This window comes from Streptomyces sp. NPDC005483 (assembly GCF_040606035.1).
In the GTDB taxonomy this organism is placed as follows: domain Bacteria; phylum Actinomycetota; class Actinomycetes; order Streptomycetales; family Streptomycetaceae; genus Streptomyces.
Window position 1 is genome coordinate 215,855 of sequence record NZ_JBEXEA010000018.1, and the last position, 17,140, is coordinate 232,994.

Genomic DNA, 17,140 nt, shown 5'->3' on the forward strand with positions numbered 1-17,140 from the left:
ATCCGCGGATCACCTCGCATTGTCAGTGCCGGGCCCTATCTTCGGACCCATGACGACCCCGTCTCCCACCACCGACCTCTCGGCCGACGAGGCCCGCCGCATCGCGCTGCGCGCCCAGGGCTTCCTCGGCACCCCCGACCGCCGGGCCGGAGTCCGCGGCGTCCTCCGTCACCTCGGCGCGGTCCAGCTCGACACCATCTCGGTCCTCGCCCGCTCCCACGAGCTGATCCCGTACGCCCGTCTCGGCGCGGTGGGCCGCAAGAAAGTGGAGGACGCCTACTGGACCACTGCTCCCCCCGGCGCGTCTCCGGCACGGCCCCACGCCTTCGAGTACTGGTCGCACGCGGCGTGCATCCTCCCCATCGAGGAATGGCCGCACTTCGCCTTCCGCCGCCGCGCGTACCGCAGCCGCCCGCACTGGAACCACCAGCTCCCGGACGGCACCTACGACCAGGTCATCAAGCAGCTCCGCACCGAGGGCCCCCTCACCGCCACGGAGTTGGGCGGCGCGAAGAAGACCAGCGAGTGGTGGGACTGGTCCGGCACCAAGGTCGCCGTCGAGCGCGCCCTGATGTACGGCGAGGTGGTCTGCGTGGAGCGCCGCGGCTGGAAGCGGGTGTACGACCTCGCCGAGCGCGCCGTCCCAGCCGACCTGCTCCACGACGAGCTGGACGACGCCGAGTGCCTGCGCCGCCTGGTCGGTCTCGCCGGCCAGGCGCTGGGCGTCGGCACCCGCGCGGACATCGCCGACTACCACCGCCTCAAGGGCGAACAGGTCGACGCGGTGATCGCCGACTCGGGCCTGGTGCCGGTCACGGTCGAAGGCTGGGGCAAGCCTGCCTGGGCGGACCCCACGGCCCTGGAGACACCCCCGCGCGGTCGCCACCGCACCACTCTGCTGTCCCCGTTCGACTCCCTGATCTGGGAACGCGCGCGCACGGAGCGGATCTTCGGCTTCACCCACCGCCTGGAGGCGTACGTCCCCAAGCCGAAGCGGATCCACGGCTACTTCGCGATGCCGGTGCTCGCCGGTGGCCGTCTCGTCGGGCGCGTGGACCCGGCCCGGGAGGGGGCCACGCTGGTGGCCAGGCAGGTCACCTTGGACGGCCCGAAGGCGGTCCCGGCGGTGGCCCAGGCACTGGTCGAGGCGGCGAGCTGGGTGGACTGCACGGACGTACGCGTGGAGCGGGTGGACGCCCCGGAACTCCGCGAGCCCCTCCTGAAGGAGCTAGCGGATCTCTAGGATCTTCTCCCGCATCGCGTAGACCACGGCCTCCATCCTGGAGTGCAGCTGCAGCTTCTCCAGGATGTTGCGCACATGGTTCTTCACGGTGTTCTCGGAGATGAACAACTCCTTCGCGATATCGCGGTTGTTCATCCCGGTGGCGACGAGCTTGAGGACTTCCAGCTCACGGTCGGTCAGCCGCGGGGCCGGCACGAGACGGCGCTCGTCCGTCCGCTGGATCATCGACTTGAACTCGGTGAGCAGTTTCGACGCCATGGACGGGCTGATCTGTGACTGTCCGTCGGCCACGGCGCGAATGGCGGTGGCCACCTCGTCCGTCGAGATCTCCTTGAGGAGATAGCCGGTCGCGCCCGCCTTGATCGCGTCGTAGAGGTCGGCTTCCTCATCGCTGATCGTCAGCATGATGATCTTGGCGCTGGGTGCCACCTCCTTGATGGAGGTACAGGCCTCGATCCCGCCCCGCTTGGGCATCCGCACGTCCATCAGAACGATGTCCGGCAGCAGGTCGGCGGCCTTGTCGACGGCCTCGGCGCCGTCGCCCGCCTCCCCCACGACCTGGATGTCCTCCTCGGCCGCGAGCACGATCTCCAGTCCGCGCCGGAAGAGTGCGTGGTCGTCCACGACGAGAACCCGGATCGGCTCCTTGCGTGGAGAGCCCGTGTCCGCGCCGATGCCGACAACGCCGTCGTCGGCGTTGTCGCCGTGCAGCGGTCCGAAGCTGTCCGCCATCGTTCCCTCCCCTGAAGGCTGTGGCTGGTCCTGTGCCATCGCCAACCCAAGGCAACGACCCACCGGTTGGGCCGGTGGGTCCATGATTTCATGCCCGGACGACAGTGAGGTGACAGAGCGGGGCGCGAAGTGGTCGCACGCGGGTGCCCCTGGGGGCGCACACGCGCTCCAGGGGCACCCGGTCAGCTGTCATCCGGGAGGGTCAGCTGCCCGTCGTGTCGCCGGCCGCGGGAGAGTGCGCCTGGGCGACCATCGGGTCCGTGCTCAGGTGGATGACGCCGTAGTCGTAGGCGTGTCGCCGGTAGACGACACTCGGTTCCTTCGTCTCGGAGTCGACGAACAGATAGAAGTCGTGCCCGACCAGTTCCATCTCGTAGAGCGCCTGGTCGAGGGTCATCGGGGAGGCGACGTGGGTCTTCTCACGGACCACGAGGGGGCCTTCACCCTGGATCTCCAGAGAGCCGATCTTCTTGGTGGGCACGCCGTCCGACTCGTCATCGTGGACAGGGCGGCCGTCGCCGTTGAGCGTCGCCGCGTCCGGAACGTGGTCGGCGACCTCGGCAGCCGTGAGCCGCCGTGCGCCCCTGCGTGTGTGGCGCTTGTCGTGTTCCTTGCGCAGCCGGGCGTCCAACTTCTCCGCCGCCAGGTCGAGTGCCGCGTACGGGTCGCTGGCTGCCGCTTCCGCCCGGATCACCGGACCGCGGGAGCGGAGCGTGATCTCCACTCGGTCACAGCGGTCGGCCTGTCGGGGGTTCGGCTCCTTGGACACCTCGACGTCGAGGCTGATCACCTTGCCATCGAGCTTCTGGATCTTCTCCAGCTTCAGCTTCTCGGCCACGTGCTTGCGGAACCGCTCGGGCACCTCGGTCTTGCGGCCCTTGACGACGATGTCCACGCAGAACTCCGTTCCCGGATCGCTCCGCCTCGATGCGGAGCATCTCCCTTTTGCACCAGGCTCCGGTGAGCCCCGGAACCTCGGACTCGGTGACTTCCACCTCCTCCCCCGCGGGCAAGATCTCCATTCCACCGTCGCGGGTGATGGTGGAAATCCCGCGGGCACGGCATCCGGATTTGCGAGGTGTGGCCTGCGCCTTTCTCTCACAACCGAACATATCTCGCCTGGACGGATGTCGTCACCCTCTACTACGACGTACCTCCGTTCAGGTGAATTGACTCTCTCTTAACCTGCAACGATGCAACTTCGCAGTCAGTTCCGGTTTATTTCGAAGGAGTCCGGCGAGGCCGCGACCACTGCCGCGCAGATCACGTCACGAACGCGACCGGCGCCCGTCGGTGTCGCCAAGCAGTGCTCCCGGCCCGCGTCCTCCTCCGTCACTGCGATCATCCGTTCCCCCATGCCTTCCCGAGTTGCAGCGGTGTACACGAGGCCCGGCGGTTCATCGCCACATCCGGCCACCTCTCGTTCACCGCGGTTCCCGCCTCCGTCCTGCCACCGTTCGCCATGACGTCCGTCCGAGCGCCGCCGCCCGGGGGCAGAGTGTCCCGCTGTCCCCGGCAGCCGATGCTCCTGCCGTGTACCCGCTTCGGACCGTCGATCATCAGGCCACGCACCCGTCTCCCGCTGCCGACGACCGCCTCGCTCTCCTCCGTGCTGTTGCCGTTGATCACGGTGTCGGGTGAGCGTCTGTTCATCGCGGTGCCCGATGTTCTCCCGAGCGCGCACCGCCCGGTTCTCCCGAGCCTTCGCCTCCCCGCTCTCCCGGGCCCTCGCCTCCCGGACGGCCCGCGCCGCCTCGGTCAGGGACGCACCCGTGGTCATCAGGTCGTCGACCAGTACGACCAGCCCCTCGGCCAGGAGCCGTCCGCCACCGGGAACCACCGTCAGCGCGTTCGCGAGATTGTCCAGCCGCTGCCTGGAGTTGAGCCCCGACTGGTCGGCCACCCCCCGCCGCTGTCGCAGTACGGCCACCACCCGCGCCGGCATCCCCGCCCGCCGCAACTCCCCCGCCGCCGCCAGCGCGATCCGCCGCGCCGGATCATGCCCCCGAGCCCGAACCGCCCGCCGAGCGGACGGCACGGGAACGAGCAGCACCGGCACACCGCTCCCCTCCCCGCTCCACCCGCCACCACCGAACGCACCCGCTTGCGGACCACCGGCTCCGGCCAGCGCCCCACCACCTGACACCCCGCTTCCGACCAGGGCCGCACCACCCGAGACCCCGCCTCCCACCAGGGCCACACCACCTGACACGCAACCCGCGGCGGGGGCCCCTGCCCCCGTCACACCGCTGCCATTGCCACTGCCACTGTCCAGGGCGTCTTCACCTGCCGCCTGGCCACCCCTGCCCACACCGTCCACCCCTGCCGCGCAGCCGCCTCGGCCCCAGACCTCCGCATCCGACGCACCACCCCCTCTGTCCAAGACCTCTGCACCTGGCACGCCCCCACCCGCGCGAAGGTCCTCTACACCCGCCGCGTCCCCGCCCCAGGCCAAAGCCGCTTCACCCGTCCCGCCGACCGCCCGCGCCCGCGCCCGCGCCCGCGCCCGCGCCCGCCCAGCCTCACCGCCAGAGGCCCCAGACCTCCCCGCACCACCAGCCCAACCCCCAGACCTCCGCGCACCATCAGCCCAACCCGCAGACGTGCCCGCATCACCAGCCCGGCCCACACACGCCCCCGCACCACCGGCCCGGCCCACACCCGCACCAAGCCCACCGGTCCATGCCCCGTCAAAGCCCACCAGCGCCTGCCCAGGAGGCTCACGATCCAACTCCCCAAGGGGCCCGTCCAAAGCCCCACAGCCCCGCTCCCAGGCCCCCTGAAGCCAGCCTGACGCCGATCCCCCACCCCCCGGCTCAGACACCTCCCGCACGCTCGCCCACACGGCCCCCGCCAGAGCCGTACCGAGCGGCCCCGCGAGGCCCAGCGCCCCCCTCTCCTTGTGGGCGATCAACACCGCCCGTACCGAGTCCACGTACCGAGCCGCCGCGTGCACCACCGGCAGGCCGGGCGGCTCCGGCGCCGGTCGCACCCGGCTCGGCGCGGCCCCGTCCAGGGCGGCACGGCACTCCGGACAGAGCACCGTTCGCGACTTCCCGCAGCCTCCGCACTCGGCCGGCAGCACCAGATCAGTGAGGTCCTGCCACCACCCCCGCATGCCCACCACTGTGCCAACGCGGAAGCCGACCGGCCACCCCTGTGGATAACCACCTGTGGAAAACTCCGGCCCCCGATACGAACAGCCGTTCCCACCAAGAATTGTCGGCCCCATACAGCTAATCGGTCAGCCGAACGCAGCCCGCGAATCCGCACCCGTAAGACATTCCAACCCGGCGAATCCGGCCCGCCCACCCAGCCCCCAATCCCCCACCGGCCCCAGAAACGAAAAGCGGCCACCCCCACCAGGGCCTCACCCCGGCAAAAGCGGCCGCTCCCGACAGCGCGGTCCCGTCACGTCATCCCGGATAGACCGGCGCCGTCCCGTCCGCGTCCACCTTCTGCCACTGCGCCCCGGACGGCAGCCGTACGATCCCGTCCTCCGAGTAGGCCACCAAGGGCATCTCGTCGTCCTCGGACGCAGCGATCTCCTTCACACCCGTGAGCGCGGCCGGCGGCGGCCCCTCCGGAGTGGAGCCGTCGACCTGGACGTACCGCGTCTGCTGCACACCGCCCTGCTCGCGCCCGACCACCACGAGCCTGCTGTCGCCGGCCCAGGACATGGTCGTGACTTCCTCCAGATCCGGTGTCGTGGAGCGCAGTTCCCGCACCGAGACGCTCTGCGGGTCCCCGGTCCTGCCCTCCCGCTCGATCCGCCCGATGAACAGCGACTGTTTGCCGCCCTTCTCCACGACGAGCGCGATCCGCACACCGTCGGCGCCCACCCGCAGGTCCTTGATGCGCCCGTCCAGGCCGGGGGTCTCCACCACCAGCGGCTTGCCCGCGCCCTCCTTGAACAGCAACAGCCGCGGATCGGCGGGGTTCCGGTCGGCCACCCACAGGTCGCCCTCGGTGTCCCAGCTCGGCGTGGTCAGCCGGTCCCCAGCCGTCTTGCCGCTGCTGACCAGCATCGGATCTCCGAGCGATCCGCCCGACACCATCGATCCGACGTACAGCGCCGTGCCGTCGAGGCTGACTCCGGCCGCCATGTGCTCGTCCCGGGAGACGGCGACCGACCCCAGGTCCTTGTCACCCTCGCCCAGCGCCCCGGGCACCGGTACCGGCTCGGCCTTCGTACCGCTGCCGTCCGCCTCGGCGGAGACCCGTACCAGCCGGTGCTCGCCGTTGACGAAGTACAGGAACTCGGGGCTCTCGACCGAACCGCGCGTGGCCTCCCCATCGGCGTCTCTCTCCGCGGCGGTGCACAACTGCTTGCCGCCCGCCTCCAGTTCGACGTCATCCACGGCAGGGGTGAGATTCTGCAGGGTGAACAGCAGCTGGGCCGCCATCGCCTTGCACTGGTCCGAACCGACGTTCCTGGCCTTGTTGTTGAGGGGGACCGTCAGCGTGCTCCGGTCGTCGGGAGCCAGCGAGGAGACGCCGCTCCTGAGGGCCGTACCGGTGGGAAAACTCGTCCTGACGACGGGGTCGAGCCAGCTCGTCGGCCCCTTGAGCAGGGACCGCACCAACTGCGTCATGGGGTCCACGCGCTCACGCACATAGACGGGGTCGGCGACCGCCACGGTCTGCGGAGCCGTCGCCGCCCTGGTGTTCGAAGCGAAGTAGTACTTGTTGACGGACACGTAGTTCCGCTGGAAGTCCGACTTCCCCATGACGACGCCCTGCGGAGGACTGTCGATCCGCCACTGCTTGGTCTTCTTGTCCTGCACGAGGTGCACGGTCTCCCGGTACTCCCCCGAGGCCGGCGCATACGACTGCTGCGCGTCCACCACGGCCACTTTGGTGCCGACCAGCGTGAAAGACTTGTCGTCGGTCTGCTGCCGGTCCGCGGGCGGTACGACGTCGGCACCGGGCCCGTCGTCGAGCACCGTGGTGGACAGCCCCGGCTGCCACTGCTTCGCCGCGCTCGGCGTCAGGTACTTGCGGGCCGTCTCGTAGTTCGGATCGTCGCTGGTCAGCGCCTCGAGAAAGCCCTGCACGATGTCCGTGGGCTCAGCGTCCTCCTGCGGCGGCATCGCGAAGACGCGCACCGGTGTGTCCTGCCGCGGCGTGGAGTCGACCCCGCGCAGATCCCCGCTGTCCGGCATCGAGGCACACCCCGCCAGCAGTACGACACCACAGGCGGCGTACGCCGCCGCGCGCCCCGGCGTGCGCCGGCCGCTCCCCTCGCGGTCAGCGACCACGGGATGCCTCCCCCTGCTGTTCGTACGACTCCTGCGACCCGGCGTCCGGGCGGCTCACGGTCTCACCGCCGGAGGCGTCCCCGCCGGACGTGTCGCCGGCCGACGCACCGTCCGGCTGTCGCGCACTCGATGTCGGCCGGGGGACCACGCGCGCGCCGTTGCCGGGCAACGCCGTCGGATCGGCCGTGGGGGTCACCGCGCCCGCCCGGGGCGATATCGGGTCCCGCGCGGTGGCCTTGTCGCCCTTCGGCTGGACAGGCACGGTGGCTGCCTTGTCGCCGCCCCCGCGCGGCAGGCCGGCGTCGTCGAGTCCACGGTTGCGCCGCGAATCCTTGGGCTCCAGGGGTATCGGCGAGCCCCGCAACGGCTCGTCGGCCGTCCTGGGCAAGGTCAGCCGGAACTGCGAGCCGCCGCCCGGCTCACCCCACGCCTGGAGCCAGCCGCCGTGCAGCCGCGCGTCCTCCAGGGCGATGGACAGCCCGAGGCCGGTACCGCCGGTGGTACGCGCGCGTGCCGGGTCGGCCCGCCAGAAGCGGCTGAAGACGCGCGTGGCCTCGCCGGGCTTGAGCCCGACCCCGTAGTCGCGCACCGCGATCGCGACCGCCCCGCCCGCCGACGCCAGCTTGACCACGACGTCCCTGCCCTCGCCGTGCTCGACGGCGTTGACGACGAGATTGCGCAGCACCCGCTCCACCCGCCGGGCGTCGGCCTCGGCGACGACGGGCTGCTGGTCGCCCACGATCCGGACCGTCGTGCCCTTGCGCTCGGCCAGTGGCTCGGCCCCGCTGACGACCCGCCGCACGACCTCCCTGAGGTCTATCGGCTCGGCCTCCAGCGCCGCCGCACCCGCGTCGAACCGGCTGATCTCCAGCAGGTCCGCGAGCAGCGTCTCGAACCGGTCCAGCTGGTCGGCGAGCAGTTCGGCCGACCGCGCGGTCATCGGATCGAAGTCCTCGCGCGCGTCATGGATGACGTCGGCGGCCATCCGTACGGTCGTCAGCGGTGTCCGAAGCTCGTGCGACACGTCCGACACGAACCGCCGCTGCATCCGCGACAGGTCCTCGAGCTGCTGGATCTTCAGCTGAAGGTTCTGCGCCATCTTGTTGAAGGCCTCACCGAGCCGCGCGATGTCGTCCTCGCCGGTGACCTTCATCCGCTCCTGCAGCCGCCCGGCGGACAGCCGCTCGGCGATCCCGGCCGCCATCCGTACCGGCGTGACGACCTGCCGCACCACGAGCCACGCGATGGCTCCGAGGAGTACGACGACGAAGAGCCCGGCGGTCGCCAGGGTGCCCTTGACCAGGCTGAGCGACTTCTCCTCCTGGGTGAGCGGGAAGAGGTAGTACAGCTGGTACGGGTCGCCGTTGGGGTCGTTGACCTGCTTGCCGATGACCAGGGCCGGCTGGGGCTCCTGGTAGGGGTCGTAGACGATGCGGGTGTAGCTCTGAGCGGCCGTCGTGTTCTCGTCGATCTTCTCGCGCAGAGCCTCGGGGACACTGGCCGTCGGGTCGACGTCGCCCGAGGCACGCGGCCCGCGCCCGCTTCCGCTGTCGCCGCCCACGGGCAGGGTCACCACGTCGAAGGCGCCCTGACCGCCGCTGGAGAGCGAGTAGACGAGGTTGCTCATCCACTCGATGACGAACTGGTCGGACCGACCGTCGGCCGGTGCCGTGTCGTCGGTCCCCGCATCGGCCTCCTCCGCCTTCTGCTTGGCCACCGCGAACCCGCCGGTGGCCTGGCTCTGCGAGGCCTTCACCTTGGCGTCGAGCAGCCCGTTGCGCACCTGGCCGATGACGACGAAGCCCAGTAGGAGGACCACGCCGAGCGACATCAGCAGGGTCGTGGCGACGACCTTGAGCTGGATGTTTCGCCGCCACAGCCGCATCACGGGCAGCAGCGGCCGGCGCACCCAGCGCATGAAGAGCCTCAGGACCGGGCTGCCCTGGACTCCGCCCTGGAGCAGGCCGCCCTCCAGGAACCGCCCCCACCGGGAACGGGCCTTCGTCCGCCCGACAGGCCGCTCCGCACTCACCCCGGTCCGCCCGGGCGACGAAGCGGCACTGTCTCCGGACATGTCAGCTGGGCCCTGCCTTGTAACCCACACCACGGACGGTCACCACGATCTCGGGCCGCTCCGGGTCCTTCTCGACCTTGGAGCGCAGCCGCTGCACATGCACGTTGACGAGCCGGGTGTCGGCGGCGTGGCGGTAACCCCACACCTGCTCGAGCAGCACCTCACGCGTGAACACCTGCCACGGCTTGCGCGCGAGCGCGACCAGCAGGTCGAACTCCAGCGGCGTCAGCGCGATCGACTGCCCTTCCCGCTTCACGGAGTGGCCGGCCACGTCGATGACCAGGTCACCGATGGCGAGCTGCTCGGGAGCCGGCTCCTCCGACCTGCGAAGCCGCGCCCGGATCCGGGCCACGAGCTCCTTCGGCTTGAACGGCTTCACGATGTAGTCGTCGGCGCCGGACTCCAGGCCCACGACGACATCGACGGTGTCGCTCTTGGCCGTCAGCATCACGATCGGCACCCCGGACTCCGCCCTGATCAGACGGCACACCTCGATACCGTCCCGCCCGGGCAGCATCAGATCCAGCAGCACCAGATCCGGCTTGGCCTCACGGAACGCGGCCAGCGCCTTGTCACCGTCGGCTACGAAAGACGGCTCAAAACCTTCACCACGCAGCACAATGCCCAGCATCTCGGCAAGTGCGGTGTCGTCGTCGACGACAAGGACTCGTCCCTTCATAAACGACATCATCCCATTCTCATAACAGTGGTGAAGGCAGTGGTGAGACAGCTCACCGACCAGTGACCTTAGTCGTACTGGACCGTCACTGTCTGCCTCGACCGCCGCCATGGACGCGAGCCGCCGGTGTCGGCGGAATGCGTGGCCACCGCATCGAAATCAGCTGATCGTCACCTCCCGCGACCTCGCACACAGCTCGGCAAGGGCCTCGGCCGTCACAGGCGACACCACACCCTCCTCCGTCACGATCGCCGTCACCAGCTCCGGCGGCGTCACGTCGAAGGCCGGGTTGTACGCCTGCGTCCCGAGCGGCGCCACCGGAATCCCGCCGCCCGCCTCGGCCCCCGCCACCGGCGCCTGAGGCGCCACGATCTCGGTCACCTCGTGCCCGGCCCGCTGCTCCACCTCGATCGACGCCCCGTCCGGTGTGTCCGGATCCACCGTGGTCAGCGGCGCCACCACGATGAACGGCACATGGTGGTACCGCGCGAGCACCGCCAGCGGATAGCTCCCCACCTTGTTCGCCACCGAGCCGTCGGCCGCGATCCGGTCGGCCCCGATCAGCACCGCGTCCACCTCCCCGGCCGCGAACAGCGAACCCGCCGCGTTGTCGGTCAGCAAGGTGTACGCCATCCCGCTGCGAGCCGCCTCGTACGCCGTCAGCCGGGCGCCCTGGAGCAGCGGACGCGTCTCGTCCACCCACAGCCGCCGCAGCCGCCCCACGCGGTGAGCCGCGAGCGCCACCGCGAACGCCGTCCCCTCGCCGCCCGACACCAGCGAACCGGTGTTGCAGTGCGTCAGGATCCGGTGCCCGCCGCCCGGCAGCAGCTCGTCCAGCAGCGCCAGCCCCCGCTCGGCCATCGCCGCACTGGCCGCCGCGTCCTCACGGTGCAGGCTGCGCGCCGCCGCCAGCGCCGCCCCGGCCGCCGTCTCCTGGTCACCGCTCTTGCCGAGCTCTGCCTGGTAAGCGGCCGCCGCTCTGCGCACTCCGACAGCGAGGTTCACCGCGGTCGGACGCGCGCCGGCCAGCACGGCCGCCGCCTCGTCCACGTCGAACCCGCGCGCGGCGGCGAGCGCGACCCCGTACGCCCCCGCGATGCCGAGCAACGGCGCCCCCCGCACGGCGAGCGAACGGATCGCCTCCACCAGCGCGGACGCGTCAGTACAGACCAGTTCGACCTCCTCCGCCGGCAGCCTCGTCTGGTCGAGGAGCACCAGCACAGGGCCTTCGGGTGGCTCCTCCCAGCGGATCGCCGGGATCTCGGTGGGCTTGCTGTCATCGCCGGATTGCACGTACTGATCAGCCATGCGATCAGTCTGCCCCTTGTGCGCCGGAGTATTGAAGGTGTGCAGCCCATACCGCGGCTGGTCCTGCGCCGACCACCCCATGGCACGATGGCTGCCAACCTGCCGCCGCGACCGCGGACGGGCACCGTGAAGGAGCGACGATGAACGACACTCCGGGCTGGGCCTCGCCCGGATCCGCCCCGTCCGACGGGCACGAGCCCGGCACGTCCGGTCCCGCCGCCGGTCCCGACACTGCGAAGCCCGCGCAGCAACCGGAGGACAACCCGCAGGACGCCGGCTCGAAGTGGTCCCAGGAGCAGCCCCCGGCCGGTCAGTGGTCCGCCCCCACCGGCCCCGCCGCTCCCAGCCAGACCCCGCCGCCCCCACCACCCGGCCAGGGCTGGGGAACCCAGCCGCCCGCCGGCCCGCCCGGCGGATACAGCCCTCCCCCCGGCTGGGGCGGTGGCTACGGCGGCTGGGGCGGTCCCCCGCCCGCGGCCAAGCCCGGCGTGATCCCCCTGCGCCCGCTCGGCGTGGGCGAGATCCTCGACGGCGCGGTCTCCACCATGCGCACCTACTGGCGCACAGTCCTCGGCATCTCGCTGACCGTCGCCGTCGTGACCCAGGTCCTCGTCATCCTGCTCCAGGGCCTCGTCCTGAACGACAGCGCGGGGACCGAGGCCCTCAACGACCCCAGCGCCAGCGCCGACGAGCTGCTCCACGCCCTGGGCGAGACCATGATCGGCTCCACCGTCGTCTTCCTGATCTCCCTCATCGGCACGGTCGCCGCGACCGCGCTGCTGACGACCGTCACCAGCCGTGCCGTACTCGGCAGGCCCGTCACCACCGGTGAGGCCTGGCGCGACGCCCGCCCGCAGGTTCCCAGGCTGTTCGGCCTGATCTTCCTGCTGCTGCTCATCACCTTCGGCGTGCTCGCCGTAGGGGCACTGCCCGGCATCCTCGTGGCCGCAGCGGGCTCCGAAGGCGGTGGTATCGCCCTCGTGGTCCTGGGCGTCCTCGGAGCCGGCGTCGTGGCTCTGTGGCTGATGATCCGCTTCTCCCTGGCCTCGCCCGCGCTGATGCTGGAGAAGCAGACCATCGTGAAGTCGATGAGCCGCTCCACGAAGCTGGTCCGCGGTTCCTGGTGGCGGGTCCTCGGCATCCAGATGCTGGCCGGGATCATCGCGAACATCGTCGCGGCGATCGTCGTCATCCCCTTCACCTTCCTCGCCGCGGCGCTCAGCGGCGACGGCGTCGGCGGCTTCGTCCACGGCACCGGCGACCTCGGCTGGACGTTCCTCATCATCAGCGGCATCGGCTCGGTGATCGGCTCCATGATCACCTTCCCGATCTCGGCGGGCGTCACCGTGCTCCTCTACATCGACCAGCGCATCCGCCGCGAGGCCCTCGACCTCGAACTGGCCCGCGCGGCAGGCGTCCAGGGCTACGGCACCGGCCCCACTCCCGGGAGCTGATGCGGTGAACCTGCCGGGGGGAGTGCTCACCATGCTGCGCGCCGTCGACGCCTCCGTGCTGTCACCGGCACGGTCCGCCGACGAACCGCCGCTGACGATCCCGCGCGGCCCCGCGCGGGAGGCGGCCCGCCGCGAACTGTCCAAGCGCATGTACCACGAGAACGACCCCAGTTGGTTCCAGCGCGCCCTCAACGCTTTCTGGGACTGGGTCGACAAGCTGTTCAACGCCGCCTCGTCAGCGACGCCGGGCGGACCACTCGGCCTGGTCGTCGTCATCGCCGCGATCGTCCTGATCGTCGGCGCACTGTGGTGGCGCCTGGGCACCCCGCGCCGCGGGCCCGCCTCCTCCGCCACCCTGTTCGACGACCGCCCCCGCAGCGCCGCCGACCACCGCGCGGCCGCCGAGGCACACGCGGCCCAGGGCCACTGGAACCAGGCCGTACAGGAGCGCATGCGCGCGATCGTCCGTTCCCTGGAGGAACGCGCCCTCCTCGACGTCCGTCCCGGCCGCACCGCGGACGAGGCCGCCGCGGAAGCGGGCCACGCCCTGCCCTCCCACACGGACCGGCTGCGCTCCGCGGCCCGGGACTTCGACGACGTCACGTACGGCGGCCGGGCCGCGACCGAGCAGTCGTACCACCGCATCGCCGAACTCGACCGCGACCTGGAACGCACCAAGCCAGTGCTCGCGAACAGCACGAGCAGCAGCCACAGCGCGGACCCCAACGCCCGCCAGGGAGCCGCCGGATGACCACCGAGGCCACGCTCCCGTCCACTTCGGCCTCGCCCACCGCCCGCCAGGTGTGGACCCGCGCGCGAGGCGTCGTACTCGCCTTCGTGCTCCTCCTCGTCGCGGCCGTGGCGATCGCGGCGATCCGCTCCACCGAACGCCACGGCAGCCTCGACCCGCGCTCCCCAGACCCCTACGGCAGCCGCGCCGTCGCCGAACTCCTCGCCGACCGAGGCGTCGACACCCGCGTGGTCACCACCCTGGACGAGGCACGCGCCGCGGCCGGCCCCGACACCACCCTCCTGGTCGCCATACCCGACCTCCTGACGCACCGCCAGCAGAGTGAACTGCGCTCCGCGACCGCCGACTCCGACGGCCGCACCGTCCTCGTCGCCCCCGGCAGCTGGTCCGTGGAGCGGCTGGCGCCGGGCGTCGTCGCAGACCCCGCCACCAGCCTCGACTCGACGCTCTCCCCCGACTGCGGCCTGCCGGCGGCCCATCGCGCGGGCAGGGCCGACACCGGCGGCATCCGGTACACCGTCACCCACCCCGGCAACGACGAGTGTTACCGCAGCGAGCGCCTGCCCACCCTGGTGCGTGTCCCGGCGGCCTCCGGGGACGGTGACACCGTCGTGCTCGGCGCGCCGGACATCCTCTACAACGACACCCTCGACGAGCAGGGCAACGCCTCGCTCGCCCTCCAACTCCTCGGCTCCCGCCCCCATCTGGTCTGGTACCTCCCCTCGCTCTCCGACTCCTCCGCCACCGACCCGGGCGAGGAAAAGGGCTTCCTCGACCTGCTCCCTTCGGGCTGGCTCTGGGGCACACTTCAGCTCTTCTTCGCGGCAGCGCTCGCCGCCCTGTGGAGAGCACGCCGACTCGGCCCCCTGGTGCCCGAAAAACTCCCCGTGGCGATCCGCGCCTCCGAGACCGTCGAAGGCCGCGCCCGCCTCTACCGCAAGGCGGGCGCCCGCGACCGCGCGGCCTCCGCTCTTCGCTCCACGACCCGCACCCGCCTCGCCCCCCTCGTAGGCGTCCCCGTCACCCAGGCGCACGCGCCCGAAGCACTGCTGCCCGCCCTGTCCGCCCATCTCCACAGCAACGGGGACGGACCGTCCCTGCACTCCCTGCTCTTCGGCCCGCCGCCCGGCGACGACGCAGCCCTCATCTCCCTAGCCGACCAACTCGACGCCCTCGAAAGAGAGGTACGCCGTTCATGATGGACCCGACCACTGACAACGCCGGGACCACCGGGAGCCCGGACACCGCCCGGGCCTCCCTGGAAGCCCTGCGCGCCGAGATCGCCAAAGCCGTGGTCGGCCAGGACCCCGCCGTGACCGGTCTCGTCGTCGCCCTCCTCTGCCGCGGGCACGTACTACTTGAAGGAGTCCCTGGGGTCGCCAAAACGTTGCTCGTCCGCGCCCTCGCATCCGCGCTGGAACTCGACACCAAGCGCGTCCAGTTCACCCCCGACCTCATGCCTAGCGATGTGACGGGCTCCCTGGTCTACGACACCCGCAGCGCCGAGTTCTCCTTCCAGCCCGGCCCGGTCTTCACCAACCTCCTCCTGGCGGACGAGATCAACCGCACCCCGCCCAAGACCCAGTCGTCCCTCCTGGAGGCCATGGAGGAGCGTCAGGTCACGGTCGACGGCACCCCCCGCCTCCTCCCCGACCCGTTCCTGGTCGCCGCGACGCAGAACCCGGTGGAGTACGAGGGCACCTATCCCCTGCCCGAAGCCCAGCTGGACCGTTTCCTCCTCAAGCTGACGATCCCGCTCCCCTCCCGCCAGGACGAGATCGACGTTCTCACCCGCCACGCCGAGGGCTTCAACCCCCGCGACCTCAAGGCCGCCGGCCTACGCCCCGTAGCAGGCCCCGCCGACCTCGAAGCCGCGCGCGCAGCAGTCGCCAAGACCACGGTCTCCCCCGAGATCACCGCCTACGTCGTCGACGTCTGCCGCGCCACCCGCGAGTCCCCGTCCCTCACCCTCGGCGTCTCCCCGCGCGGCGCCACGGCCCTCCTGGCCACCTCGCGCGCGTGGGCGTGGCTCACCGGCCGCGACTACGTCATCCCCGACGACGTGAAGGCCCTGGCCCTCCCCACCCTCCGCCACCGCGTACAACTGCGCCCGGAGGCCGAGATGGAGGGCGTGACGGCCGACTCCGTGATCAACGCGATCCTCGCCCACGTACCGGTCCCCCGCTGATGGCCCTCACCGGACGCGCCGCGCTCCTCGCAGCCCTGGGTTCCCTCCCCGTAGGCATCTGGGACCCCAGCTGGACGGGCATCCTCGCGGTCAACGCCCCCCTGGCAGTGGCCTGCGCCTGCGACTTCGCCCTGGCGGCACCCGTACGACGGCTCGGCCTGACCCGGTCCGGCGACACCTCCGCCCGGCTGGGCGAGGCGGCCGACGTCACCCTCACCGTCACCAACCCGTCCGGCCGCCCGCTCCGCGCCCACGTCCGCGACGCCTGGCCCCCCAGCAGCTGGCTCCCTGGCACGGAAGTGGAAGCCTCCCGCCACCGCCTGACGGTCCCGGCGGGCGAACGCCGACGCCTCACCACCCGCCTACGCCCCACCCGCCGCGGTGACCGTCAGGCAGACCGAGTGACGATCCGCTCCTACGGCCCCCTCCGGCTCTTCTCCCGCCAGGGCACCCACAAAGTCCCCTGGACGGTGCGCGTCCTGCCCCCGTTCACCAGCCGCAAGCACCTCCCCTCGAAGCTCGCACGCCTGCGCGAACTCGACGGCCGCACCAGCGTCCTCACCCGCGGCGAAGGCACCGAATTCGACAGCCTGCGCGAATACGTCCCCGGTGACGACACCCGTTCCATCGACTGGCGAGCCACCGCCCGCCAGACCTCCGTCGCCGTACGCACCTGGCGCCCCGAACGCGACCGCCACATCCTCGTGGTCCTCGACACCGGCCGCACCTCGGCAGGACGCGTGGGCGACGCCCCCCGCCTCGACGCCTCCATGGACGCGGCCCTGCTCCTGGCCGCCCTCGCCTCACGCGCCGGCGACCGCGTGGACCTCCTCGCATACGACCGCGTAGTACGCGCCCTGGTCCAAGGCCGAACAGCCAACGACCTGCTCCCCTCGCTGGTGAACGCGATGGCCACCCTCGAGCCCGAACTCGTCGAAACGAACGCACGTGGTCTCACGGCCACAGCCCTGCGTACGGCCCCACGCCGCTCCCTCGTCGTGCTGCTCACCAGCCTCGACGCCGCGCCCATCGAGGAGGGCCTGCTGCCCGTACTCCCTCAACTCACCCAACGGCACACGGTCCTTCTGGCCTCAGTGGCGGATCCCCACATTGCCCGCATGGCCGCGGCCCGCGGCAATACCGATGCGATCTACGAGGCCGCTGCCGCTGCCCAGGCCCAGACGGAACGCAGTCGCACGGCGGAACAACTACGCCGCCACGGAGTGACTGTCGTCGACGCGACGCCGGACGACCTGGCTCCAGCGCTGGCCGACGCATACCTGGCATTGAAAGCAGCGGGGCGCCTGTAACCACGAAAAAGGGGGCGCATCGCGCCCCTCGAGGAAAAGAACTGAACCCTAAACGCAGAAAACCCCCGTGCCGAATGGCACGGGGGTTTTCTCAAAAATTGTTCGGCGGTGTCCTACTCTCCCACAGGGTCCCCCCTGCA

The 17,140-nt window shown here is 71.2% G+C and carries 12 protein-coding genes and 2 pseudogenes; 6 read left to right on the forward strand and 8 right to left on the reverse strand.

Annotated features, from left to right (window positions below; translation table 11 throughout):
* Positions 1-49: 49 nt before the first annotated feature.
* On the forward strand, positions 50-1,243 hold the full coding sequence (locus ABZT06_RS31640) for a crosslink repair DNA glycosylase YcaQ family protein (RefSeq protein ID WP_355748531.1): 1,194 nt from the start codon (positions 50-52) through the stop codon (positions 1,241-1,243).
* Here the strand turns inward: ABZT06_RS31640 and ABZT06_RS31645 are convergent.
* The 8 genes and pseudogenes from ABZT06_RS31645 to mtnA form a co-directional block, all read right to left on the reverse strand.
* Complete coding sequence (locus ABZT06_RS31645; protein WP_355748534.1) at positions 1,229-1,975, reverse strand: response regulator transcription factor; 747 nt, start codon at positions 1,973-1,975, stop codon at positions 1,229-1,231. The genes ABZT06_RS31640 and ABZT06_RS31645 overlap by 15 nt on opposite strands.
* 202 nt (positions 1,976-2,177) lie before the next feature.
* Positions 2,178-2,870, reverse strand: coding sequence for a ribosome-associated translation inhibitor RaiA (raiA, locus tag ABZT06_RS31650; protein ID WP_355748537.1), 693 nt, complete (start codon positions 2,868-2,870; stop codon positions 2,178-2,180).
* 834 nt (positions 2,871-3,704) lie between these two features.
* Positions 3,705-4,169 (reverse strand): annotated as a pseudogene (locus tag ABZT06_RS31655) (ComF family protein); the annotation flags it as partial.
* A gap of 636 nt (positions 4,170-4,805) precedes the next feature.
* Positions 4,806-5,093, reverse strand: a pseudogene (locus ABZT06_RS31660) (ComF family protein); the annotation flags it as partial.
* A 298-nt stretch (positions 5,094-5,391) separates the two neighbouring features.
* Entirely contained in the window at positions 5,392-7,236 is a 1,845-nt protein-coding gene (locus ABZT06_RS31665; RefSeq protein WP_355748539.1) for an LpqB family beta-propeller domain-containing protein, read from the reverse strand.
* On the reverse strand, positions 7,226-9,310 hold the full coding sequence (gene mtrB, locus ABZT06_RS31670; protein WP_355748542.1) for an MtrAB system histidine kinase MtrB: 2,085 nt from the start codon (positions 9,308-9,310) through the stop codon (positions 7,226-7,228). Before mtrB ends, ABZT06_RS31665 begins: the two co-directional genes overlap by 11 nt.
* Before the next feature lies 1 nt (position 9,311).
* A complete protein-coding gene (gene mtrA, locus ABZT06_RS31675) occupies positions 9,312-10,001 on the reverse strand; it encodes a two-component system response regulator MtrA (protein WP_187281934.1) in 690 nt (229 codons plus the stop codon).
* Positions 10,002-10,148: 147 nt separating this feature from the next.
* Complete coding sequence (gene mtnA / locus ABZT06_RS31680; protein ID WP_355748545.1) at positions 10,149-11,297, reverse strand: S-methyl-5-thioribose-1-phosphate isomerase; 1,149 nt, start codon at positions 11,295-11,297, stop codon at positions 10,149-10,151.
* Between the two features lie 140 nt (positions 11,298-11,437).
* On the opposite strand from mtnA, the gene ABZT06_RS31685 reads away from it, so the two are divergent.
* From ABZT06_RS31685 to ABZT06_RS31705, 5 genes are read left to right on the forward strand one after another with little or no spacing between them, the layout of a single operon-like run.
* Complete coding sequence (locus tag ABZT06_RS31685; RefSeq protein ID WP_355748548.1) at positions 11,438-12,751, forward strand: hypothetical protein; 1,314 nt, start codon at positions 11,438-11,440, stop codon at positions 12,749-12,751.
* Positions 12,752-12,782: 31 nt separating this feature from the next.
* Positions 12,783-13,502: a DUF4129 domain-containing protein gene (locus tag ABZT06_RS31690; RefSeq protein WP_355748582.1), complete on the forward strand. Its 720-nt coding sequence runs from the start codon at positions 12,783-12,785 to the stop codon at positions 13,500-13,502.
* The gene (locus ABZT06_RS31695) at positions 13,499-14,701 is read left to right on the forward strand and encodes a DUF4350 domain-containing protein (protein WP_355748551.1); all 1,203 of its coding nucleotides are present in this window, start codon (positions 13,499-13,501) and stop codon (positions 14,699-14,701) included. Before ABZT06_RS31690 ends, ABZT06_RS31695 begins: the two co-directional genes overlap by 4 nt.
* Positions 14,701-15,690 (forward strand): MoxR family ATPase, encoded by a 990-nt coding sequence (locus tag ABZT06_RS31700; protein WP_355748554.1) that lies wholly within the window; start codon positions 14,701-14,703, stop codon positions 15,688-15,690. The genes ABZT06_RS31695 and ABZT06_RS31700 overlap by 1 nt, the downstream gene beginning before the upstream one ends.
* Positions 15,690-17,000, forward strand: coding sequence for a DUF58 domain-containing protein (locus ABZT06_RS31705; RefSeq protein WP_355748557.1), 1,311 nt, complete (start codon positions 15,690-15,692; stop codon positions 16,998-17,000). The genes ABZT06_RS31700 and ABZT06_RS31705 overlap by 1 nt, the downstream gene beginning before the upstream one ends.
* Positions 17,001-17,140 lie beyond the last annotated feature (140 nt).

Coding starts and splice junctions, on each gene's coding strand:
- ABZT06_RS31705 (WP_355748557.1), top strand. CDS start 15,690: ATGGCCCTCACCGGACGCGCCGCGCTCCTCGCAGCCCTGGGTTCCCTC.
- mtnA (WP_355748545.1), bottom strand. CDS start 11,297: ATGGCTGATCAGTACGTGCAATCCGGCGATGACAGCAAGCCCACCGAG.
- ABZT06_RS31700 (WP_355748554.1), top strand. CDS start 14,701: ATGGACCCGACCACTGACAACGCCGGGACCACCGGGAGCCCGGACACC.
- ABZT06_RS31640 (WP_355748531.1), top strand. CDS start 50: ATGACGACCCCGTCTCCCACCACCGACCTCTCGGCCGACGAGGCCCGC.
- ABZT06_RS31690 (WP_355748582.1), top strand. CDS start 12,783: ATGCTGCGCGCCGTCGACGCCTCCGTGCTGTCACCGGCACGGTCCGCC.
- ABZT06_RS31695 (WP_355748551.1), top strand. CDS start 13,499: ATGACCACCGAGGCCACGCTCCCGTCCACTTCGGCCTCGCCCACCGCC.
- mtrA (WP_187281934.1), bottom strand. CDS start 10,001: ATGATGTCGTTTATGAAGGGACGAGTCCTTGTCGTCGACGACGACACC.
- mtrB (WP_355748542.1), bottom strand. CDS start 9,310: ATGTCCGGAGACAGTGCCGCTTCGTCGCCCGGGCGGACCGGGGTGAGT.
- ABZT06_RS31685 (WP_355748548.1), top strand. CDS start 11,438: ATGAACGACACTCCGGGCTGGGCCTCGCCCGGATCCGCCCCGTCCGAC.
- ABZT06_RS31645 (WP_355748534.1), bottom strand. CDS start 1,975: ATGGCGGACAGCTTCGGACCGCTGCACGGCGACAACGCCGACGACGGC.